General features: G+C 56.7%; 19 protein-coding genes. 12 read left to right on the plus strand and 7 right to left on the minus strand.

Annotation, left to right across the window (positions count from 1 at the left end):
* Positions 1 to 705, plus strand: coding sequence for a leucyl/phenylalanyl-tRNA--protein transferase (gene aat, locus SK58_RS16215; protein WP_017693706.1), 705 nt, complete (start codon positions 1 to 3; stop codon positions 703 to 705).
* A 284-nt stretch (positions 706 to 989) separates the two neighbouring features.
* The gene (gene infA, locus SK58_RS16220; protein WP_002211347.1) at positions 990 to 1208 is read left to right on the plus strand and encodes a translation initiation factor IF-1; all 219 of its coding nucleotides are present in this window, start codon (positions 990 to 992) and stop codon (positions 1206 to 1208) included.
* Positions 1209 to 1412: 204 nt separating this feature from the next.
* Here infA and clpA read toward each other — a convergent pair whose 3' ends face one another.
* Together clpA and clpS are read right to left on the minus strand one after the other, a co-directional pair.
* Positions 1413 to 3692 (minus strand): ATP-dependent Clp protease ATP-binding subunit ClpA, encoded by a 2280-nt coding sequence (gene clpA, locus SK58_RS16225; protein ID WP_006809407.1) that lies wholly within the window; start codon positions 3690 to 3692, stop codon positions 1413 to 1415.
* A 27-nt stretch (positions 3693 to 3719) separates the two neighbouring features.
* The gene (clpS, locus tag SK58_RS16230) at positions 3720 to 4040 is read right to left on the minus strand and encodes an ATP-dependent Clp protease adapter ClpS (RefSeq protein ID WP_006174393.1); all 321 of its coding nucleotides are present in this window, start codon (positions 4038 to 4040) and stop codon (positions 3720 to 3722) included.
* Between the two features lie 267 nt (positions 4041 to 4307).
* Between clpS and cspD the strand changes: the two genes are divergently transcribed.
* On the plus strand, positions 4308 to 4529 hold the full coding sequence (gene cspD / locus SK58_RS16235; RefSeq protein WP_006809408.1) for a cold shock-like protein CspD: 222 nt from the start codon (positions 4308 to 4310) through the stop codon (positions 4527 to 4529).
* A gap of 70 nt (positions 4530 to 4599) precedes the next feature.
* On the opposite strand, the gene macB is transcribed toward cspD, so the two are convergent.
* On the minus strand, positions 4600 to 6540 hold the full coding sequence (macB, locus tag SK58_RS16240; protein ID WP_015570984.1) for a macrolide ABC transporter ATP-binding protein/permease MacB: 1941 nt from the start codon (positions 6538 to 6540) through the stop codon (positions 4600 to 4602).
* Positions 6537 to 7652, minus strand: a complete 1116-nt coding sequence (gene macA / locus SK58_RS16245; protein WP_015570985.1) for a macrolide transporter subunit MacA — start codon at positions 7650 to 7652, stop codon at positions 6537 to 6539. The genes macB and macA overlap by 4 nt, the downstream gene beginning before the upstream one ends.
* A 159-nt stretch (positions 7653 to 7811) precedes the next feature.
* On the opposite strand from macA, the gene SK58_RS16250 reads away from it, so the two are divergent.
* Entirely contained in the window at positions 7812 to 8768 is a 957-nt protein-coding gene (locus SK58_RS16250) for a VirK/YbjX family protein (RefSeq protein WP_017693707.1), read from the plus strand.
* Here the strand turns inward: SK58_RS16250 and SK58_RS16255 are convergent.
* The gene (locus SK58_RS16255) at positions 8765 to 10423 is read right to left on the minus strand and encodes an ATP-dependent endonuclease (RefSeq protein WP_017693708.1); all 1659 of its coding nucleotides are present in this window, start codon (positions 10421 to 10423) and stop codon (positions 8765 to 8767) included. The two genes, SK58_RS16250 and SK58_RS16255, sit on opposite strands and share 4 nt — an antisense overlap.
* Positions 10424 to 10714: 291 nt before the next feature.
* Between SK58_RS16255 and aqpZ the strand changes: the two genes are divergently transcribed.
* From aqpZ to SK58_RS16295, 8 genes are all read left to right on the plus strand, one after another.
* Entirely contained in the window at positions 10715 to 11410 is a 696-nt protein-coding gene (aqpZ, locus tag SK58_RS16260; RefSeq protein ID WP_026080729.1) for an aquaporin Z, read from the plus strand.
* Positions 11411 to 11586: 176 nt separating this feature from the next.
* On the plus strand, positions 11587 to 12486 hold the full coding sequence (locus SK58_RS16265) for a LysO family transporter (RefSeq protein WP_015570988.1): 900 nt from the start codon (positions 11587 to 11589) through the stop codon (positions 12484 to 12486).
* A 144-nt stretch (positions 12487 to 12630) separates the two neighbouring features.
* Complete coding sequence (hcp, locus tag SK58_RS16270; RefSeq protein ID WP_017384847.1) at positions 12631 to 14283, plus strand: hydroxylamine reductase; 1653 nt, start codon at positions 12631 to 12633, stop codon at positions 14281 to 14283.
* A 10-nt stretch (positions 14284 to 14293) separates the two neighbouring features.
* Entirely contained in the window at positions 14294 to 15262 is a 969-nt protein-coding gene (gene hcr / locus SK58_RS16275) for an NADH oxidoreductase (protein ID WP_017693710.1), read from the plus strand.
* 313 nt (positions 15263 to 15575) lie between these two features.
* Complete coding sequence (gene poxB, locus SK58_RS16280; protein ID WP_017693711.1) at positions 15576 to 17294, plus strand: ubiquinone-dependent pyruvate dehydrogenase; 1719 nt, start codon at positions 15576 to 15578, stop codon at positions 17292 to 17294.
* A gap of 38 nt (positions 17295 to 17332) precedes the next feature.
* Positions 17333 to 18334, plus strand: coding sequence for a low-specificity L-threonine aldolase (ltaE, locus tag SK58_RS16285; RefSeq protein WP_023296208.1), 1002 nt, complete (start codon positions 17333 to 17335; stop codon positions 18332 to 18334).
* Positions 18335 to 18344: 10 nt separating this feature from the next.
* Entirely contained in the window at positions 18345 to 19781 is a 1437-nt protein-coding gene (locus SK58_RS16290) for an SDR family oxidoreductase (RefSeq protein WP_023303382.1), read from the plus strand.
* Between the two features lie 92 nt (positions 19782 to 19873).
* On the plus strand, positions 19874 to 20887 hold the full coding sequence (locus tag SK58_RS16295) for an NAD-dependent epimerase/dehydratase family protein (RefSeq protein WP_017384852.1): 1014 nt from the start codon (positions 19874 to 19876) through the stop codon (positions 20885 to 20887).
* 146 nt (positions 20888 to 21033) lie between these two features.
* Here SK58_RS16295 and SK58_RS16300 read toward each other — a convergent pair whose 3' ends face one another.
* Entirely contained in the window at positions 21034 to 22875 is a 1842-nt protein-coding gene (locus SK58_RS16300) for a glycoside hydrolase family 19 protein (RefSeq protein WP_048220199.1), read from the minus strand.
* 134 nt (positions 22876 to 23009) lie between these two features.
* Complete coding sequence (gene iagB / locus SK58_RS16305) at positions 23010 to 23450, minus strand: type III secretion system invasion protein IagB (RefSeq protein ID WP_017384854.1); 441 nt, start codon at positions 23448 to 23450, stop codon at positions 23010 to 23012.
* Positions 23451 to 23550 lie beyond the last annotated feature (100 nt).

Raw genomic sequence — 23550 nt, forward strand, 5'->3', positions numbered from 1 at the left:
ATGCGCCTGGTGCAGCTTTCTCGCCATAATATTGCGTTCCCTTCTCCGGAGGGGGCGCTGCGTGAACCTAACGGCTTGCTGGCTCTGGGCGGCGATCTCAGCCCGGCACGGCTCTTAATGGCTTACCAGCGCGGCATCTTTCCGTGGTTTTCTCCTGGCGACCCGATCTTATGGTGGTCTCCTGACCCGCGAGCCGTACTGTGGCCTGGGCAGTTTCACCTGAGCCGCAGCATGAAGCGTTTTCATGCAAAATCACCCTTTCGCGTCACGCTTAATCACGCCTTCGGCCAGGTTATCGAAGGCTGCGCTGAAGATCGTCTAGAAGGCACCTGGATAACCCGCGATATCATTATCGCCTATCACCAGCTTCATGAGCTGGGTTACGCGCATTCGATCGAAGTGTGGAGCGGCGACGACCTCGTCGGTGGCATGTACGGCGTGGCGCAGGGTACGCTGTTCTGCGGCGAGTCGATGTTCTCCCGCTCCACGAATGCGTCGAAAACCGCGCTGCTGGTTTTTAGCCAGGAATTTGCCCGACGTGGAGGACAGTTAATGGATTGTCAGGTGCTGAATGAGCATACCGCCTCGCTCGGCGCCGTTGAAATCTCCCGCCGACACTATATCGAACACCTGGAACAGTGCCGAAAGGAGACCCTACCACGCGATTTTTGGGTTCCCAGAACGCTCTTTATACCCAATGCCTAAATGTTTTCCGCATATTTTTTATGAGGGTGTTATAATTACGCCGCAGAGTAGCTTCTGCCTGTTGCCCCGCCGCCGTTTGGGACCCTCGCTTCAGATAACGTCCTTACGTTTATCCTGTCGTCTCCCCTTTACGAATGCGCTTTCCGTTCGGTTGTACCGTGACGCTTGGGCAATACGCTGAGACTGTTTTGCTGCGTTTTAAACGCGCAATTCTTTACTTAATTGAGGAATTTCGGCATTATCTTGCCGGTTCAAAACTTGGTAGTGATACCCCAGAGGATTAGATGGCCAAAGAAGACAATATTGAAATGCAGGGTACCGTACTTGATACGTTGCCTAATACCATGTTTCGCGTAGAACTGGAAAACGGTCACGTGGTAACTGCGCACATCTCCGGTAAAATGCGCAAAAACTATATCCGCATTTTGACGGGCGACAAAGTGACTGTTGAACTGACCCCGTACGACCTGAGCAAAGGCCGCATTGTCTTCCGTAGTCGCTAATTGTTTTCGCCTGTAATGGCAGATAAATATTTAAAAGGTCGGGACAATCCCGGCCTTTTTTATTTATGGCTTTAGTGTGGCTGTTCAGGAAGAGGTTTTTTAGTGCGGTCTGATGCCCTCACCCTGACCCTCTCCCACAGGGAGAGGGAGAAAAGCGGACACAAAAAAGCCGGGTTAAAAACCCGGCTTTTACACTAAAGAAAATCAGTGAGCCGCTTCCGGCTTGTGCTTCGCCGCACTCTGGAAATCGTACGTCAGTTCGTTCTTCGCCTGATCCAGCCCCACCGTTACCTGGCCGCCGTCCACCAGCGAGCCAAACAGCAGCTCGTTTGCCAGCGGTTTCTTCAGGTTGTCCTGAATCACGCGCGCCATCGGACGGGCGCCCATCGCACGGTCGTAGCCTTTCTCAGCCAGCCAGTTGCGGGCCTCCTGGCTCACTTCCAGCGACACGCCTTTCTGATCCAGCTGAACCTGCAACTCGACGATGAACTTGTCCACCACCTGATGAATCACCTCGGTAGACAGATGATCGAACCAGATAATGTTGTCCAGACGGTTACGGAACTCCGGCGTGAAGATCTTCTTGATCTCTTCCATCGCATCGGTGCTGTTATCCTGGTGGATCAGGCCGATGGATTTACGCTCGGTTTCCCGCACGCCCGCGTTGGTGGTCATCACCAGCACCACGTTGCGGAAATCGGCCTTGCGCCCGTTGTTATCGGTCAGCGTCCCGTTGTCCATCACCTGCAACAGGATGTTGAACACGTCCGGATGCGCTTTCTCGATTTCATCGAGCAACAGTACCGCGTGCGGATGCTTGATAACCGCGTCCGTAAGCAGGCCGCCCTGGTCAAAGCCCACGTATCCCGGAGGCGCACCAATCAAACGGCTGACGGTATGACGCTCCATATACTCGGACATATCAAAGCGCAGCAGCTCAATGCCCAGCGCTTTGGAAAGCTGAACCGTCACCTCGGTTTTACCCACCCCGGTCGGGCCGGCGAACAGGAAGGAACCAACCGGCTTGTGGTCATGCCCCAGGCCAGCACGGGCCATCTTGATCGCTTCGGTTAAGGCCTCAATGGCTTTATCCTGACCAAAGACCAGCATTTTCAGGCGATTGCCGAGGGTGCGCAGCGTATCACGGTCGCTCTGAGAAACGCTCTTCTCAGGAATACGCGCGATGCGGGCCACCACGGACTCGATATCCGCCACATTCACGGTTTTCTTACGCTTGCTGGCTGGCATCAGGCGTGCACGCGCACCCGCCTCATCAATCACGTCGATCGCTTTATCCGGCAGATGACGATCGTTGATGTATTTCACCGCCAGTTCCACCGCCGCACGGACCGCTTTCGCGGTGTAACGCACGTCGTGGTGTGCTTCGTACTTGGTTTTCAGGCCATTGATGATCTGCACCGTTTCGTCAACCGACGGCTCGGTAACGTCGATTTTCTGGAAACGACGCGCCAGCGCACGATCCTTCTCAAAGATGTTGCTGAACTCCTGGTACGTCGTGGAGCCCATCACGCGGATCTTGCCGCTGGAGAGCAGCGGTTTGATCAGGTTAGCGGCATCCACCTGGCCACCGGAGGCCGCACCTGCGCCGATGATGGTGTGGATCTCATCGATAAACAGGATGCTGTTGGTGTCCTGCTCCAGCTGTTTTAACAGCGCTTTGAAACGTTTTTCGAAATCACCGCGGTATTTGGTGCCCGCCAGCAGCGAGCCAATATCCAGCGAGTAGATGGTACAGTCGGCAATCACTTCCGGCACGTCGCCCTGCACAATGCGCCAGGCCAGCCCTTCGGCAATCGCGGTTTTACCCACGCCAGATTCCCCCACCAGCAGCGGGTTGTTCTTACGGCGACGGCACAGCACCTGGATGGCACGCTCCAGCTCTTTGTCGCGGCCAATCAGCGGGTCGATACCGCCAACGCGAGCAAGCTGGTTAAGGTTGGTGGTGAAGTTTTCCATACGATCCTCCCCGCCTGCTTGCTCTTCATTGCTGTTGATCTGTCCGCTGGGATCCGATGCCTGGTTAGGCTCGTCTTTTCGCGTTCCGTGAGAGATGAAGTTGACCACGTCGAGCCGGCTGACTTCGTGTTTACGCAGCAGGTAGGCCGCCTGGGACTCCTGCTCGCTGAAGATGGCGACCAGGACATTGGCACCAGTCACTTCGCTACGTCCGGAAGACTGGACGTGGAAAACCGCGCGCTGCAACACGCGCTGGAAGCTGAGCGTCGGCTGCGTGTCGCGCTCTTCTTCACTGGCTGGCAGCACCGGTGTAGTTTGTTCGATGAAGGCTTCGAGTTCCTGACGTAGCGCCACCAGATCCACGGAGCAGGCTTCCAGCGCTTCGCGGGCAGATGGGTTGCTAAGCAGTGCGAGCAGCAGGTGCTCGACGGTCATAAACTCATGTCGGTGCTCACGCGCTCTGGCGAAAGCCATGTTTAAACTGAGTTCCAGTTCTTGATTGAGCATAGGCACCTCCCCCAATTTTATGCCTTATCAGGCCTTTTCCAGCGTACACAGCAACGGATGCTCGTTCTCCCTTGCATAGTCGTTCACCATCGCTACTTTGGTTTCCGCAACCTCGGCAGTAAAGATGCCGCAGATCGCTTTGCCACGATAATGAACGGTAAGCATCAGTTGCGTTGCACGTTCAACATCATAAGAAAAGAACTTTTGTAGCACGTCAATAACAAATTCCATCGGCGTGTAATCATCGTTCATTAACATAACTTTATACATAGATGGCGGTTTTAGCGCGTCGCGCACTTTATCTTCCGCCAGCTGGTCAAAATCCAGCCAATCGTTGGTCTTACCCATTATGCATAACCACTTTGAATCTACCTCAGATGTTAGATAACAATCATCTATTACTGTCATCCGCGATGTCTGTCACAAACTGTTGCAATAGCGTTAACTGCCTCAAATTTTGGTTGATTATTGTCCCAACTCCAGCGCCAAACGCTTGACGGCTTCTTCCGTTTCTCTAAATTGTACAAGCGTGAGTTGGCGAGGTTTTGAACAGCCCCCACTCCACCACCGGTTCATTCCATCTTAATTTATAAGATTTACGAAGGATGTCGAAGCATGGAAATGGGTACTGTTAAGTGGTTCAACAACGCCAAGGGGTTTGGCTTCATTTGCCCCGAAGGCGGCGGCGAGGATATCTTCGCTCACTATTCCACCATTCAGATGGATGGTTACAGGACGCTCAAAGCCGGGCAGTCCGTCCGGTTCGATGTACACCAGGGGCCAAAAGGCAATCACGCCAGTCTTATCGTGCCCGTTGAAGCAGAAACGGTTGCATAGCTCTCTGATTCATTGTGTACACCCCGCAGGCAAAATGCCAGCCCGATCGGCTGGCATTTTTATTTTCGGGTTATTCCCGCGCCAGCGCATCCACCGGATCCAGCCGCGCCGCGTTTCGTGCCGGCAGCCAGCCAAACAAAATGCCGGTAAAGGTGGAGCACAAAAACGCGGTGAGGATCGCCATCGGTGAGAAGCCAATCTCCCACCCCGGTAAAAAGAGCTGGAGCGCGAAGGCGATCATCATCGAGAGCGCAATCCCCATCGCGCCTCCCACCAGACACACCAGCACCGCTTCAATCAAAAATTGCTGGAGCACATCGCTGGCTCTGGCCCCGACCGCCATGCGAATGCCGATCTCCCGCGTACGTTCGGTCACCGACACCAGCATAATGTTCATCACCCCTATCCCGCCGACGACCAGCGAAATCACCGCCACCAGCGTCAGGAACAGCTGAAGAGTACGTGTGGTCTTTTCGGCCGTTTTCAAGAGGCCGTCCATGTTCCAGGTGAAGAAATCCTTTTTCCCGTGGCGCAACGTTAACAGCCGCTCGAGCTGCTGTTCCGCCAGCGCGCTGTCGTAGCCCTCTTTCACTCGCACGGTAATGGAGTTGAGCCAGGACTGTCCCATAATGCGCCCGGAAATGGTGCTGTACGGCAGCCAGACGCGCAGGATCTTGCTGCTGCCAAACATGGACTGTTTCTCTTCCGCCACACCAATCACCGTGGCGGGCATGTTACCCACCAGGATCACTTCCCCCACCACACGGGTTTTATTGGGGAAAAGCTGTCTGCGCGAGTTAGCGTCTAACACCACCACCTGCGCCCTGCCCGCCAGCTGTTCCGCGTTGAAGGTCGCCCCTTCGCTGAAGGTCATGCCGTAGACGTTGAAGTAATCTCCGCTGACGCCGTTAGCGCTGGCCGCCACGTCGATGTTGCCGTAGCGCAGACGCAGGTTTTGCGACACGGCAGGCGTGGCGGAGTTCACCCACGGCTGCTTCTGAATAGCCGCCAGATCGTCGTATTTCAGCGCCTGCTGATACTGCGGCTCGTCGTCGCCAAAATCTTTGCCGGGGTAAACGTCGATGGTGTTAGTCCCGATGGCGCGAATATCCGCCAGCACCAGCTGTTTCGCCGCATCGCCCACCACCACAATCGACACCACCGAGGCAATACCGATAATGATGCCGAGCATGGTCAGCAGGGTGCGCATTTTGTTGGCCGCCATCGCCAGCCAGGCCATGGTCAGCGCTTCACGAAAGCCGCTGGAGAACTGTCCCCAGCCGGTGGACGCAGGTAAGGCTTCTTTCGGCGCCGCCGCTCTGGACTGACGTGGCGGCGGGTTGCTGACCAGCTCGCCGTCGTGGATCTCAATGATGCGTTCCGCCTGCGCTGCCACCTGCGGATCGTGGGTGACAATAATCACCGTATGCCCCTGATCGCGCAGCTGATGCAGGATCGCCATCACCTCTTCACCGGAATGGCTGTCGAGCGCACCGGTTGGCTCATCAGCGAGGATCACCTGTCCGCCGTTCATCAGCGCGCGGGCAATACTCACGCGCTGCTGCTGACCGCCTGAAAGCTGCGAAGGCTGATAATCAACACGCTCCGCCAGCCCAAGACGCGTTAACAGCGCCTTCGCGCGTTCAAGGCGTTTTTTGCGCTCGACGCCCGCATACACCGCTGGCACCTCCACGTTCTGCGCCGCGCTCAGGTGTGAAAGCAGATGGTAACGCTGAAAAATAAAGCCAAAATGCTCGCGACGCAGCTTCGCCAGCGCGTCGCCGTCCAGGGTGGAAACATCCGTCCCGGCCACGCGATAGGTGCCGCTGGTGGGCTTATCCAGACAGCCAAGAATGTTCATCAGCGTTGATTTACCCGAGCCCGACGCCCCGACAATCGCCACCATCTCACCGGCTTCAACGCGCAGGGAGATGCCCTTCAGCACCTCCACCGGCCCGTCGCCGGACGGATAGCTGCGACGAATGTCATTCAGCTCAAGCAGCGCCGTCATTGCGCGGCTCCGGGCAGGGTTTCGCTGGTGACCACTTCCTCACCCTCTTCCAGCCCTTTTACCACCACCACATCGGTGTCGTTACGTGCGCCAATCACCACTTCCCGCTCGCGGCTTTCGCCGTTGCGCAGCACTTTCACCTTGTAGCGATTGTCCCCGGCGGATTCACCCAGCGCGGAGAGCGGAACCGTCAGCACGTTTTTCACGCCGGTCAGCTGGATATGCACCTGGGCGGTCATGTCCAGACGCAGCACGCCCTGCGGGTTTGGCACCTCAAAACGCGCATAGTAGAAGATAGCGTCGTTGACCTTCTCCGGCGTCGGCAGGATATCTTTCAGCACCCCTTCATAGCGGGTTTGCGGATCGCCCAGCACCGTAAACCAGGCTTTCTGCCCCGGCTTAAGGTGAATGACGTCCGCTTCGGATACCTGGGCTTTCACCAGCATGGTGCTCATATCCGCCAGGGTCAGGATGTTCGGCGCCTGCTGCGCGGCGATGACCGTCTGGCCTTGCAGGGTGGTTATCTGCGTCACTTCCCCGGCCATTGGCGCAACGATTTGCGTGTAATCGAGGTTGGTTTTCGCCGTATCCAGCGAGGCCTGATTCCGTTTGATTTGCGCATCGATGGTGCCAATCTGCGCCTGCTTCACCGCCAGCTCCGTGGCGGCTGTGTCCAGATCCTGTTTCGAGATAGCCTGCGTTTTCGCCAGCGCCTGCTGGCGCGTCAGGGTGACCTGAGCGAGATTACGCTCCGCCTGAGCCTGCGCGCGCTGCGCGCGCAGCTCCATCAGCGTCGCTTCCACTTCGCGGATTTGGTTTTGCGCCTGCTCAGGATCGATCACGCCCAGCAGCTGGCCTTTTTTAACCTTATCGCCAATCTCAACTGACAGGGTTTTAAGCTGACCGCTGACCTGCGCGCCCACGTCAACCTTACGCAGGGCATCCAGTTTCCCCGTCGCCAGCACGTTTTGTTGCAGCTCGCCCGGACGAACAATCAGCGTTTGATACTGTGGTACCGGCGCGTTCAGTACCTTCCATAACCAGAATCCGCCCGCTAACACCACTACCGCCAGCAGCAGAAACAGCTTTCTGCGTTTTCCCTTCAGGTTCATAAATATTCCAAATAATTGTTCTGGCTATCATCACCGTTGATTTTATCTAAACCACTCCTCAACGAAACCCCCGATCCCCGTAATCGTCGGGAATTGTTTACCCGATGTTGATAAAGCGCCTGCTGAAATAGCGATATTCCACCAGAAGCAGGATCTAACATGTCTTCCATCGTCGATACACCTTATTCAACGCTGCCCCAGCCTAAATCGGGCTGGCAACTGTTTAAAAGCCTGGCATCGGGTTCCCTCACGCCGGGGCTGGCGTGGCAAAATCCGGCCTATCGACGTAAGTTTATGTTGCGCTCGCTGGCAACGCCGTTCACCACTGCGCGCCTGCTTGGAAACCTTGCAAAACAGCCCCGTCTGATGCAGATCCTGCGCGTGCAGCCCGGCCTGCCGTGCCGCCTGCACCGGCCGTGGCTGACCGTCAATATGGGCCGCCAGACTACGCTGGACGCACTGAACGATCACTATGAGATGATGAGCCGCCATCTTCCGGCGTCGCTGCTGAACGGCTACCTCTCCAGCCAGGGCATCACGCTGGTGACGTTAACGGGCAAAGAGGAGCAGCAGTTTAGCGTTCGCCTGAGCGCGGATGCGTTTCTGGACAAAGAAGGGGAAGCGACCCTCACTTTTTGCGACCACCAGAACACGGTGCTGGCCGAGCTGACCTTTACGCTGTGCACATACCAGGGCAAGCCAACGCTCTTCATCGGCGGAATGCAGGGGGCGAAAGCGCATGTCCCGCACGAGCACATTCAGCTGGCGACCAAAGCCTGTCACGGACTGTTCCCAAAACGTCTGCTGGTTGAAGCGGTCATGACGCTGGCAGGCGCCTTCCCGGTCGAGCAGATCCTCGCGGTGAGTAACGCCACCCACATCTACCGCAGCTGGCGCTATCGCAAGAAAAAAGAGGGAAAATTGCTGGCTGACTATGACAGCTTCTGGCGCTCCCTTGGCGGACAGCAGCAGGATAACGGCAACTTTGCCCTGCCACTGACCATGCCACGCAAACCGATGGAAGAGATTGCGAGTAAAAAACGGTCCGAATACCGCCGCCGCTATGCCCTGCTTGATAGCCTGATCCAACAGGTTTCGCAGGCGACTGCCCGTTAATCGGCCCTCCCGCGAGCCAGCCAGAGGACGCGGGAGAACATTTTACGCAGCAGCGTGGGCACCGACTCCACGCCTCGCCTGCCCGCTTCCGTCGCAACTTCAATGGCCAAATCCGGTTTTGACGACCGATGGATAGCTTTGGCAATCACCCGGCGCATATTCATGGGCACATCTACCGGGATCATCGCCACGCGGTGAAAGACGTCGTCAAATCCCTGGCGGTACATAAAGTGCTCCATGTCCATCGCAGGCAGCGCGGTCAGATGTTCCCGCTCCTCTTCACGATCGTTATTGAGCAGGCTGCGCACGGTCGCCGCATATTTTTTACCCGCCTCATCGCCATCCACCAGTACGTGCCACTCTATCCCCATCCGGCGCGCAAATTTGATCAGCGGTTTTAAGCCAGACTGAGCAAATTCGATCACTTTGATCCCTTCGGCGTCAAAGTGGTGTCCGCACTGGCGAGCCAGCTCGTTTATCACCCAGGTTTCCGTTTCCCCTTCCACCAGCAACCAGCAGCGGGCAAACAGGGAAGAGGCACGGTTAAAACGGATATGAAACGCAATTCGTCGGCCATCTTCGGCATTTAACCCGCCGGGTCCGAGCCGGTAAGCGGTGACCCGCGACGATTCACGCACCAGGCGGCAGACATACTCCACCGGCGTCAGAGAGAGCAGCTCTCCGGAATTCGTGGTGGTGACTCGCTGCAACGGCAGCAAATTAAGAAGATGCCATGCCACGGAAAGCATAATCGGGTGCAGCCGCGTTTCCGGATCTTCCACCAGCAGCAGCGGGCGCGCGTCCCGATCCAGGCGCACCGTCCCTTTCGCCTGTAAAAGCGTGGAGAATAATCCCAGCAGGATCACCCGATGCGTGCGCCCGCCGGGGCGGTCGATCATGCGGTTGATAATATCGAGATAGCGCCAGCTTCGTTGTTCATCGTGCGAGCGGCGACGCATCAGACGGTGGCGCGCCTGCCCCGTTCCCTGCTCGGAGAAATAGTGCTCCAGCAGTTGCACCATGGCAGACAGTCCCTGACGGATCTGGCCGTCGGTGAGGTTCTGCGGCCGTGAGACCAGTTCACGGGCGAGGAAATCCAGTTCGCGGGCGGTCACCTCCACCTCGGGCATATTCGGCACGGTGCCGTTACGAATCCGCCGCATAAAGCGCGCGTCTCGTAAGCGCAGCACGGGGGAGAGGCGGATAAGATGGCGGGCAAGCTCGTCAATATTATCGAGCGGGATCGGATTTCCCTTCTCATCAAGAAATTCACGCAGGGTTAACACCCCGTCGTTTTGCGCCATTTCGCCCTCAAGGCGATAGAAAATACGCTGGAAACCATCTTCACAGGGCACCCAGCAGGGCGACATAGGCCGAAAACGACGCACGCGATGGCGTCCGGGCTCGGATTCGCGGAAGGTCAGAATGATATGCAGGTGTTTCTCGCGTCCGTTGACATCCCCTGGCGGAAACCAGAAGTCATCATGAACGAAGTGGTACAAGTTCTCTTCGGGCGAAAGTAGCAGCGTCAGGGCATCCAGCAGGCTGGATTTACCCCAGGCGTTTTCGCCTATCAGGACGTTGTTCTGTTCCAGTTGCAGCGACAGGCGGTTAATCCCGCGAAACCCGACAATCTCCACACGTTCGAGTAGCATACATCCCCCGCAATTCGGCCACTTTTTCCTTCAAGTTATCAGCAGTATAGCGGCAGGCTGTGGGTCACGACAGCAGAATATACGCCCCCTTAATTATTGGGCTATGCTCTTATTACCTCCGATCTGAACAAGGATTGACATCACATTGCCTTAAATCAAATTTAGTGAATTTATTTGAGTGGCGAAGGGATGTTGATGGTTTCAAAATACTGGCTCTTTGAGTCGTCATCCCTTTATGGCGATATAACCCGCGCGCAGGAATGGGCGCGGACGTTTATTATTGAGGTGGTTATGTTCAGAAAATTAGCGGCAGAATGCTTTGGTACATTCTGGCTGGTGTTTGGTGGCTGCGGTAGCGCAGTACTGGCAGCCGCATTTCCGGAATTAGGTATTGGCTTTGTCGGCGTCGCGCTGGCATTCGGCTTAACTGTATTAACCATGGCATTCGCCGTGGGGCATATTTCCGGCGGTCATTTCAACCCGGCCGTCACATTAGGATTATGGGCGGGCGGACGTTTCCCGGCGAAAGATATTATTGGCTATATTATTGCCCAGGTTATTGGCGGTATTATTGCCGCGGCGGTGCTGTACGTAATTGCCAGCGGAAAAGCCGGGTTTGACGCCGCGGCCAGCGGATTTGCGTCGAACGGCTTCGGCGAACACTCTCCAGGCGGCTACTCGATGCTGTCTGCCATCGTGATTGAAATTGTGCTCACCGCAGGCTTCCTGTTGGTGATCCACGGCGCAACGGACAAATACGCGCCTGCGGGCTTTGCCCCCATCGCTATTGGTCTGGCGTTGACGCTGATCCACCTCATCTCCATTCCGGTGACCAACACCTCCGTTAACCCGGCGCGCAGCACCGCGGTGGCTATTTTCCAGGGCGGCTGGGCGCTTGAACAGCTGTGGCTGTTCTGGGTGATGCCAATTATCGGCGGTATTCTGGGCGGCGTGCTGTATCGCACCCTGCTGGAAAAACGCGATTAATTAAGTGCGGTCTGTAATGTCGGGTAGCGCTAAAGCTTACCCGACCTACGTTAGTGTGCACTTTGTAGGCCGGGTAAGGCGCAGCCACCACCCGGCTTTTTTTGTAGCTTTACCTCACAGCCTTTATTGGGTAGTGTCTCTGGCGCTTAACTGATACTCAAAAGGACCGGCTGTTCATGTTCTCAGGACTCCTCATCATTCTTCTGCCCCTGATTGTGGGCTACCTTATTCCGCTGCGTCATGAATCGGCCTTAAAGCTTATTAATCGCTTTCTCAGCTGGATTGTTTACGTCATTCTGTTCTTTATGGGGATCAGCCTGGCCTTCCTGGATAATCTGGCGACGAACTTGCTTTCCATCCTGCATTATTCTGCGGTTACGGTAGTGGTTATTCTGCTGTGCAATATTGCTGCGCTGTTCTGGCTGGAACGCACTATTCCCTGGAAAAATCACCACCATCAGGAAAAGCTTCCCTCCCGTATTGCGATGGCGCTGGAATCATTAAAACTGTGCGGCGTGGTGGTACTCGGTTTTTTACTGGGTCTGACCGGCTGGGCATTTTTACAGCACGCAACGGAAGCCAGCGAATATACGCTTATTTTCCTGCTCTTCCTGATTGGTATTCAGCTGCGAAATAATGGCATGACGCTGAAACAGATTGTCCTTAACCGCCGGGGCATGATGGTTGCCGTTATCGTTGTGGCCAGCTCACTGGCGGGGGGAGTGATTAACGCCTTTATTCTCGATCTGCCGCTGAAAACCAGCCTGGCGATGGCGTCCGGTTTCGGCTGGTATTCGCTCTCCGGTATTCTGCTGACCGAATCGTTTGGTCCGGTGATCGGCAGCGCCGCCTTCTTTAACGATCTGGCGCGCGAGCTGATAGCCATCATGCTGATCCCCGGCCTGGTACGCCGCAGCCGCTCTACCGCGCTGGGCCTGTGCGGGGCCACCTCAATGGACTTTACCCTGCCGGTATTACAGCGCTCGGGAGGGCTGGAGATGGTTCCTGCCGCCATCGTACACGGTTTTATTCTGAGCCTGCTGGTACCCATTTTGATGGCGTTCTTCTCAGCCTGATACTGCTTTGGCGGTAGTGAACCTGCCGCCAAAATTGCGCTAAATCAATAACCCTCCACTTAGTATAAGAAAGCACTTTTCTCCGTTGTGGCACAGGCATAACCTTAAACATGTATCTCAAATATAACTTTAACAGGTGTGATTATGTTTTGTGTGCAATGTGAACAAACCATCCGTACCCCAGCAGGCAACGGCTGCTCTTACGCGCAGGGTATGTGCGGCAAAACCGCAGAAACGTCCGATCTCCAGGATCTGCTGATTGCGGCGCTGCAAGGCTTGTCCGCCTGGGCCTTCAAAGCCCGTGAATATGGCATTGTTGATCACTATGTCGACAGCTTTGCGCCGCGCGCATTTTTCTCCACGCTGACCAACGTTAACTTCGATTCTCCACGCATTGTGGGCTATGCCCGCGAAGCGATTGCCCTGCGTGAAGCCCTGAAAGCGCAGTGCCTGAATGCCGACGCCAGCGCCCGCGTGGACAACCCGATGGCGGAGCTACAGCTGGTGAGCGACGACCTGGGCGAGCTACAGCGTCAGGCCGCAGAATTTACTCCCAATAAAGACAAAGCGGCGATTGGCGAAAACATCCTCGGCCTGCGCCTGCTGTGCCTGTACGGTCTGAAAGGTGCTGCGGCCTATATGGAACACGCGCACGTACTCGGCCAGTACGACAACGCTATTTACGCCCAGTACCACAAAATCATGGCCTGGCTGGGCACCTGGCCTTCCGATATGAACGCCCTGCTGGAATGCTCGATGGAAATCGGCCAGATGAACTTCAAAGTGATGAGCATTCTGGATGCCGGTGAAACCAGCACCTACGGCCACCCAACGCCAACGCAGGTCAACGTCAAAGCGACCGAAGGCAAATGCATCCTGATCTCCGGTCATGACCTGAAAGATCTCTACAACCTGCTGAAGCAGACCGAAGGCACCGGCGTTAACGTTTATACCCACGGCGAAATGCTGCCCGCGCACGGCTACCCGGAGCTGCGTAAATTTAAGCATCTGATCGGTAACTACGGCAGCGGCTGGCAGAACCAGCAGGTGGAGTTCGCCCGCTTCCCTGGCCCAATCGTCATGACCTCTAACTGCATCATCGACCCGACCGTCGGCGCGTATGACGACCGTATCTGGACCCGCAGCATCGTCGGCTGGCCGGGCGTGAGCCACCTTGAAGGCGACGATTTCGGTCCGGTTATCGCTCAGGCGCAGCAGATGGCAGGCTTCCCGTACAGCGAAATTCCGCACCTCATCACCGTCGGTTTTGGTCGTGAAACCCTGCTGGGTGCGGCGGATTCCCTGATTGACCTCGTCAGCCGTGAAAAACTGCGTCACATCTTCCTGATCGGCGGCTGTGACGGCGCGCGCGGGGAACGTAACTACTTCACCGATTTCGCCACCCGCGTACCGGAAGACTGTCTGATCCTGACCCTGGCCTGCGGTAAGTACCGTTTCAACAAGCTGGACTTCGGCAACATCGAAGGTCTGCCGCGCCTGGTGGATGCGGGTCAGTGTAACGATGCATATTCAGCCATCATTCTGGCGGTCACGTTGGCAGAGAAACTGGGCTGCGGCGTGAACGATCTGCCGCTGTCGCTGGTGCTCTCCTGGTTCGAGCAGAAAGCGATCGTTATCCTGTTGACCCTGCTCTCTCTCGGCGTGACCAACATCGTCACCGGGCCGACCGCGCCAGGCTTCCTGACGCCGGACCTGCTGGCCATCCTGAACGAGAAATTTGGTCTGCGTTCTGTGACCAACGTTGAAGATGATATGAAGCAACTGCTGAGCGCGTAAGGAGTAACTCATGACCATGCCAACCTCACAATGTCCGTGGCGGATGCAGGTTCATCACATCCATCAGGAGACGCCGGATGTGTGGACGCTGTCGCTGCTGTGCCATGACTATTATCCGTACCGCGCGGGCCAGTATGCGCTGGTGAGCGTGCGTAATTCGGCGGATACTCTGCGCGCCTACACGATCTCCTCCACGCCGGGCGTGAGCGAGTACATTACGCTCACCGTTCGTCGTATTGATGACGGCGCAGGATCCGAGTGGCTGACCCGGGACGTGAAGCGCGGGGATTACATCTGGCTGTCTGACGCGCAGGGCGAGTTTACCTGTGACGACAAGACGGAAGATAAATTCCTGCTGCTGGCGGCGGGTTGTGGCGTGACGCCGATTATGTCGATGCGTCGCTGGCTGGCGAAATACCGACCTCAGGCCAACGTGCAGGTGATTTTCAGCGTTCGTTCCCCGGAAGATGTGATTTTTGCCGAAGAATGGCGCAACTATCCGGTGACGCTGGTGGCTGAGCACAACGCGACGCACGGTTTTGTCGCGGGGCGCCTGAGCCGAGAGCTGCTGCAAAGCGTGCCGGATATTGCGAACCGTATCGTGATGACCTGCGGCCCGGCGCCGTACATGGAGATCGTGGAGAAAGAAGTGAAAGCGCTCGGCGTGACCCGCTTCTTCAAAGAGCAGTTCTTCACGCCTGTAGCGGAAGCGGCGACCAGCGGGATGAAGTTCACGAAGCTGCAACCGGCGCAGACCTTCTTTGGCCGCGTGGGCACCACGCTGCTTGAAGCGCTGGAAAGCAACAACGTACCGGTGGCAGCGGCCTGTCGCGCCGGGGTGTGCGGTTGCTGTAAGACCAAAGTGGTTTCCGGTGAGTACACGGTCACCAGCACCATGACGCTGACCGACGCGGAAATCGCGGAGGGCTATGTGCTGGCATGTTCGTGCCATCCGCAGGGCGATCTTGTGCTCGCATAATCTGTCGTGGTTCACCTGTAGGCCCGGTAAGCATCAGCGCCACCGGGCTTTTTTGTCCGTGCAGGCCAGCTCATTTGCCTTTGTGACTCCTGTAGGCCCGGTAAGCGTCAGCGCCACCGGGCTTTTTGCCGGGTGGCACTACGTTTACCCGGCCTACATTGTGCCTACTGCCTGTACGGCAGCCCGTTATTTTTTTGACTTTGCCAGGCACGTCGCGCAGAAAAACCACCTGTACTTAAGGAATACTGAGCAGGCAATACAGCGACTTTCTTCTAAGCTTGTAAGCGATATCACAAAAAGGAGACGGACAACCATGAAACAAACTGTGGCTGCATACATAGCGAAAACCCTTGAGCAGGCTGGCGTAAAGCGTATCTGGGGCGTCACTGGCGATTCTCTGAACGGACTCAGCGATAGCCTTAACAAGATGAAAACTATTGAGTGGATGCCCACCCGCCATGAAGAAGTCGCCGCCTTTGCCGCCGGTGCCGAAGCGCAGCTTACGGGTGAACTCGCCGTCTGTGCAGGTTCCTGCGGACCGGGAAACCTGCACCTCATCAACGGTCTGTTCGACTGTCACCGCAACCATGTTCCGGTGCTGGCGATTGCGGCTCACATTCCGTCATCTGAAATCGGTAGCGGCTATTTTCAGGAGACGCATCCGCAGGAGCTGTTCCGTGAATGCAGCCACTATTGCGAGCTGGTCTCATCGCCGGAGCAGATCCCACAGGTGCTGGCGATAGCCATGCGTAAGGCGATCCTGAATCGCGGGGTTTCGGTGGTTGTGCTGCCGGGGGACGTGGCGCTGAAGGCCGCACCTGAAACCGCCACCACCCACTGGTACTCTGCGCCCCAGCCAACCATTACCCCTGCCGAAGAAGAGCTGAAAAAGCTGGCACAGCTGCTGCGATACTCCAGCAATATCGCCCTGATGTGCGGCAGCGGCTGCGCCGGCGCGCATAAAGAGCTGGTGGAATTTGCCGGTAAGCTGAAGGCGCCAGTTGTGCACGCCCTGCGCGGGAAAGAGCACGTTGAATACGATAACCCGTACGATGTCGGCATGACCGGGCTGATCGGTTTTTCCAGCGGCTTCCACACCATGATGAACGCCGACACGCTGATCCTGCTCGGCACCCAGTTCCCGTACCGCGCGTTCTACCCGACGGATGCCAAAATTATCCAGATCGACATTAATCCCGGCAGCATCGGCGCGCACAGCAAGGTGGATATGGCGCTTATCGGCGATATCAAATCCACCCTCGCCGCCCTGCTGCCGCTGCTGGAAGAAAAAACGGACCGCAAATTCCTCGATAAAGCCCTGAGCGATTATCGCGATGCGCGCAAGGGGCTGGACGATCTCGCCAAACCGAGCGAAAAAGCGATCCACCCGCAGTATCTGGCGCAGCAGATCAGCCACTTCGCCGACGACGATGCCATCTTCACCTGCGACGTAGGAACGCCCACCGTCTGGGCCGCGCGCTATCTGAAAATGAACGGCAAACGTCGCCTGCTTGGGTCGTTCAACCATGGCTCAATGGCCAACGCCATGCCGCAGGCGCTGGGTGCAAAGGCGACGGCACCGGAACGTCAGGTGGTGGCGATGTGCGGCGACGGCGGGTTCAGTATGCTGATGGGGGATTTCCTGTCGGTGGCGCAGATGAAGCTTCCGCTCAAAATCGTGGTCTTTAACAACAGCGTTCTGGGCTTCGTGGCGATGGAGATGAAGGCCGGAGGCTACCTCACGGACGGCACCGAACTGCACGACACCAACTTCGCCCGCATCGCCGAAGCCTGCGGTATCACCGGTATTAGGGTGGAGAAAGCCTCAGAGGTGGACGACGCCCTGCAACGCGCCTTCGCCATCGACGGCCCGGTGCTGGTGGATGTGGTGGTCGCCAAAGAAGAGCTGGCGATCCCGCCTCAAATCAAGCTGGAACAGGCCAAAGGTTTTAGCCTCTACATGCTGCGCGCCATCATCAGCGGGCGCGGTGACGAAGTGATCGAACTAGCAAAAACCAACTGGCTCAGGTAAAACATTTCACAAGACCTCTTAAATTAAAGGGATGTGAAATGATTGATTTACGTAGTGATACCGTTACCCGTCCGGGCCGCGCCATGCTCGAAGAGATGATGGCCGCCCCGGTCGGGGACGACGTCTACGGCGATGACCCGACGGTCAACGAACTCCAGCGCTATGCGGCAGAGCTGAGCGGTAAAGAGGCTGCCCTGTTCCTGCCCACCGGCACGCAGGCTAACCTGGTGGCGCTGCTCAGCCACTGCGAGCGCGGCGAGGAGTATATCGTCGGCCAGGGGGCGCATAACTACCTGTACGAAGCCGGCGGTGCGGCGGTGCTTGGCAGCATCCAGCCGCAGCCGATCGATGCCGCACCCGACGGTACGCTGCCGCTGGACAAAGTCGCGGCGAAAATCAAAGCCGACGATATTCACTTCGCCCGCACTAAACTGCTGAGCCTCGAAAACACCCATAACGGTAAAGTCCTGCCGCGCGAATACCTGAAAGCGGCATGGGACTTTACCCGCGAGCGTAAGCTCGGCCTGCACGTTGACGGCGCACGTATCTTCAACGCCGTGGTGGAGTACGGCTGCGAGCTGAAAGCGATCACCCAATATTGCGACTCGTTCACCATTTGCCTCTCTAAAGGGCTGGGTACGCCGGTAGGTTCCCTGCTGGTTGGCAGCGCGGACTACATCAGGCGCGCCAACCGCTGGCGCAAAATGACCGGCGGCGGGATGCGTCAGGCGGGTATTCTGGCGGCTGCCGGACTGTACGCCCTGAAAAATAACGTGTCACGCCTGAAAGACGATCACGACAATGCGGCGTGGATGGCAGCGCAGCTGCGTGAAATCGGCGCTGATGTCATGCGTCACGACACTAACATGCTGTTTGTCCGCGTCGGCGATGAGCATGCTGCCGCGCTGGGCGACTTTATGAAAGCCCGAGGCGTGCTGATTAACGCCTCCCCGGTCGTACGGCTGGTGATGCACCTTGACGTTAACCGCGAGCAGCTGACCGAGGTGGTGGAACACTGGCAGGCATTTTTACAGCGTTAAGGAGCATACCGTGCCGCAACGTATTCTGGTGCTCGGCGCCAGCGGGTATATCGGTCAGCATCTGACCACTGCGTTAAGCCAGCAGGGGCACCAGGTGCTGGCAGCGGCACGTAACACGGAACGCCTGCAAAAGCTACATTTGCCTGGCGTGACGTGTCACAACGTTGACCTTAGCTGGCCGAAAGCGCTTCCTGCGCTGCTGGAAGGGGTCGATACGCTTTACTACCTTGTCCACAGCATGGGCGAAGGCGGCGATTTTATCGCCCACGAGCGTCAGGTGGCGATGAACGTTCGTGATGCGCTGCTGCAAACGCCGGTGAAGCAGGTGATTTTTTTAAGCTCGCTCCAGGCGCCTGAGCACGAGCAGTCAGACCATCTGCGCGCCCGACAGCTGACGGCAGAAACGCTGCGGAGCGCCCGTATCCCCGTTACCGAACTGCGGGCAGGGATCATCGTCGGCGCGGGGTCCGCCGCGTTCGAAGTGATGCGCGATATGGTCTACAACCTGCCCGTGCTGACGCCGCCGCGCTGGGTACGCTCGCGCACCACGCCCATTGCGCTGGAGAATTTACTCCACTATCTGGTGGCATTGCTGGATCACCCGGCGGAGCAGCATCGCGTGCTGGAGGCGGCAGGTCCGGAAGTGCTGAGCTATCAGGCGCAGTTCGAACATTTTATGCGGGTGAGTGGCCGCCACCGCTGGCTGATCCCCATCCCCTTCCCGACCCGCTGGATATCGGTGTGGTTTTTGAATGTGATCACCTCCGTGCCGCCGACGACCGCCAAAGCGCTTATCCAGGGGTTGAAGCACGATCTGCTGGCGGACGATCTCGCGCTGCGCGCCTTAATTCCCCAGGAACTCATCCGCTTTGACGACGCGGTGCGCAACACGCTGAAAGAGGAAGAGAAGCTGGTGAACTCCAGCGACTGGGGTTATGACGCGCAGGCGTTTGCCCGCTGGCGGCCCGAGTACGGCTATTATCCGAAACAGGCGGGCTGTACGGTAAAAACCACGGCCAGCCTGGCAGCGCTGTGGGAAGTTGTGAACCAGATCGGCGGCAAAGAGCGCTATTTCTTCGGCAATATTCTGTGGCAAACGCGCGGCGCGCTGGATCTGCTGGTCGGTCACCGGCTGGCAAAAGGCCGCCCTGCCCATCCCTGGCTGAAGGTGGGCGATACCGTCGACAGCTGGAAAGTGATTATTGTTGAGCCGGAAAAACAGCTGGCGCTGCTGTTTGGCATGAAGGCGCCGGGGCTGGGGCGGCTCTGCTTCACCCTCAAGGACAACGGCGACCATCGTGAACTGGACGTTCGGGCATGGTGGCATCCTCACGGAATGCCGGGTCTGTTTTACTGGTTGCTGATGATCCCGGCACACCTGTTTATCTTCCGCGGAATGGCGAAACGGATTGCGCAACTGGCAGAGGAAAAGCGGGAAAATAACTAAATAAAACTCTTAATCTTTCACCTTTCCCATTGCAACACATCGTAATTCACGAAAGAATGCGCACGAAATTCTTTTCAACACAGTGGATTGTTATGAAGGTACTGGTTACCGGGGCGACCAGCGGCTTAGGCCGAAATGCGGTCGAGTTTCTGCGCAACAAAGGCATCAGCGTGAGGGCCACCGGTCGCAATGAGGCGATGGGTAAGCTCCTGCAAAAAATGGGCGCTGAATTTGTCCATGCCGATCTGACGGAGCTGGTCTCCTCTCAGGCCAAGGTGATGCTCGCCGGTATCGATACGCTGTGGCACTGCTCCAGTTTTACCTCTCCGTGGGGTACCCAGGAAGCCTTTGATCTCGCCAACGTGCGCGCCACGCGTCGTCTGGGCGAATGGGCCGTCGCCTGGGGCGTGCGTAACTTTATTCATATCTCCTCCCCGTCGCTCTATTTCGACTATCACCACCATCGTGATATTCAGGAAGATTTCCGCCCGGCGCGCTTCGCCTGTGAGTTTGCCCGCAGCAAAGCGGCGGGCGAAGAGGTGATCGACCTGCTGGCCCAGTCAAACCCGCACACCCGCTTTACCGTGCTGCGTCCGCAGAGCCTGTTTGGGCCGCACGACAAAGTCTTTATCCCGCGACTGGCCCAGATGATGCACCACTACGGCAGCGTGCTGTTACCGCGCGGCGGCGATGCGCTGGTGGACATGACCTATTACGAAAATGCCGTTCACGCCATGTGGCTGGCGAGCCAGCCGGAATGCGATAAGCTGGTGTCGGGCCGCGCGTACAACATCACCAACGGCGAACCCTGTACCCTGCGCAGCATTGTGCAAAGGCTGATTGACGAGTTAAAAATCGACTGCCGGATCCGTTCTGTTCCTTACCCGATGCTGGACATGATTGCCCGCAGCATGGAGCGCTTTGGCAGTAAATCGGCGAAAGAGCCTGCGCTGACGCATTACGGTGTGTCGAAGCTCAACTTTGATTTTACGCTGGATATTTCGCGGGCGGAGAACGAGCTGGGATATAAACCGATTGTATCGCTGGATGAAGGGATAGTGCGTACGGCGGCGTGGTTACGGGATCACGGGAAGTTGCACCGGTAAGCGTTCCAGCCTCATGTAGGCCGGGTAAGCGCAGCGCCACCCGGCAAAAAACAGAGAGTGCGGACTGATGCCTTCACCCCGGCCCTCTCCCACAGGGAGAGGGTGCAGACACTAAAACGGCAACCCTGGGGGTTGCCGTTTGCTGTTTATAATGCCGTCCAGGCTTCAGCCCATGCCAGACCTGCGCCAGGTTCATAGTACGTCGGCGCATTGTTACACCAGCCGCTGTACGGGAACGGTTTGCACTGGAACAGTTTACCGTGGTTGTTCACGATATCACCGGCGTTGTACTTGCTATTCGCGCTCCATGCCGGGTAAGACGTATCTTCTCCGGATGGCGTTGCCGCTTTCGCTTTCACGTTCAGCAGGTAAGACGTGGTGCTGCTCAGTTCGCCATCGCTGACGGTCAGGCTCACTTCATACTGCTGCGCCGTCGCAGACTCTGGCGCTGTAAAGGTCACAACCGCTTTGTCCTGACCGGTAACAGTCTGACCATCCTGGGAACGCCAGGTATACGTCAGCGTGTTACCATCTGGATCGGTAGAGCCTTCGGCGCTCAGAGAAACCTGCGCACCCGCTTCCACTGCACCGATCGGACCGGCAATCTGCGCAACCGGCGCGTGGTTCACCACAACCGGCGTTTCATCCGGCGTTGGGGTTGGTGCCGGCGTTTCATCCGGCGTTGGGGTTGGTGCCGGCGTTTCATCGTCGGATGGCGTCGGTGTTGGCGTGACCGGCGTTTCGTCCGGGGTCTCGGAAGAACCCTCGTCGTTAACAATTTTCACGTTAAAGAAGTGCTGCACGCACTTGCTGTAGTCACCGTCTTTAAATGCGCTGAACGGGGTCTGGTAACCCACCAGCTGGCAAGAGTAGGTTTTGCCGTCCGGGGTATCCGCGCTCCATCCCCAGTCCTGTTCCCAGTAAATCTTCAGGGCGCCTGCGCCACCTTCGTCGAACTGCTTCATGTTAGCGCAACCCAACACTTCGTTCGCCGGAACAGGCACTTTCAGGTAGTTCGCGAACTCTTTGTAATACTTGATACGGTTTTGAGACTGCGCAATTTCAGTCGGGCCGCCGCACTCAACGCCGCCGTTGATGATTTGGGTGGTCACACCAAAGCCCGGAACCAGACCGTTGGCTTTATCGTGATCGTTCGGCTGCCATGTACCGTCGATCACCTGCAACATGCTTGGTTTTGGCGGCTGCGGATAGGCGAAGAAGAAGATCGCACTCGCCAGGTTCAGCCAGGTGTCCGCCACCAGCTCAGGTTTGTCGAGCAGCGTACGCACGTCGCCGTACATCGCTTCAGAGAATGGACCGTAGTTGTAATTGTAGGACAACTGTTTCGCACCACGACCGAAGTAGCTCAGGAAATCGCCGTCTTTATCTTTACCGCAAGGCCAGGTCTGCCCCTGCCAGACGTCCGGGTTACATTCGCCGTTATAACCGCCCTTCTGCCCTTCGCTCCAGCCCATTTCACGTACGTGGACCAGCGCCTGACGCCATTCGGCTTCCGGACGCCAGCTTTCGTGGCCGCCGGTCTCCTGGGCAAAGTGGGCAAACATGGTGGCCAGCTCTTTGCGGCAGATGGCGTCGCTGTCACGACCGTCATTGTAGGTCTTACACAGCGCCGGGAATTTACCCACGGCTTTCAGGAAGTTGCTGTAGGTATAGGCCTGCGCGCGCAGCGGGAAGAGATATTCCCAGTCGCTGGCTTTCACAATCCCTTCAACGCGCTTAACGTTGTCCGGGTTCGCCGCCCGGCCTGGCTCAATCAATTCAACCTGCGCGTTATCCAGCGTCTGGATGGTCTCTTTAACCGAAGCCATCAGCGGGAAGTCCGTCAGTTCCTTCTCTTTCTTCGCCAGATCGCTGGCTTTGATGGTGTACGGCTCACTGCTGGTCTCCTTCAGGTTAGCAGCCTGAGCCATGAGTGGCGCCACGCAGGCTCCCGCAATGAGTACACTCAGTAACGTCCTTTTGTTCATTTCAGTTTTCCTGTTCGTTTAAAATTAAATGTTAAAATCCCGGCTTAGGTATTACTCCGTTAATACATAAACCACATTCAGCTGTTTTCACTTTTCGAAGAACACCTTCAGGAATTCTTCAAAAATAAAAAACGTTAATAACGTGCTGCTAATTTGAGTTGCTGATATTTGGCCCAGACCTTATGGGCATATTTCATCCTCTGCGGATAATTTTCTTTTTTCAGTCCGGCGTTATACGCGCCAACGGCTTCCCAGTTATAGCCATACACCCTGATCATCCCGGCGAGGATAGAAGCCCCGACCATGATCGAAGTACATGGCTCCGTGATTAACCGGTATTCGTCGATTCCTCTGCTTTCCAGCGCGGTAAAATGCGAACTGTTGATTTGCATCAGCCCGACATCCCGCGTGCCATCGCGGTTTTGCCCAACCGCATACGGGTTCATTCCGGATTCCACATTCGCTATCGCGTACAGTAAATAAGGGTCGACATGATAATAATGCGCCGCTTTATTCCAACAGTTTGCCAGAGCGCTTTGGCTTATTATCAATAACAACAAAATCAACTTTTTCATTTTTACCTGCTGACAGTTTCGGTTATTTCTCCTTACCAACATCCTGTAAAATGAATTTTGAATCACTCCCCCTCTAAAAGGGGGAGTCATTAATGGGTTA

Origin of the sequence: Enterobacter sp. BIDMC93 (assembly GCF_001037805.1) — a bacterium.
GTDB classification, from domain to species: Bacteria; Pseudomonadota; Gammaproteobacteria; order Enterobacterales; family Enterobacteriaceae; genus Enterobacter; species Enterobacter hormaechei_C.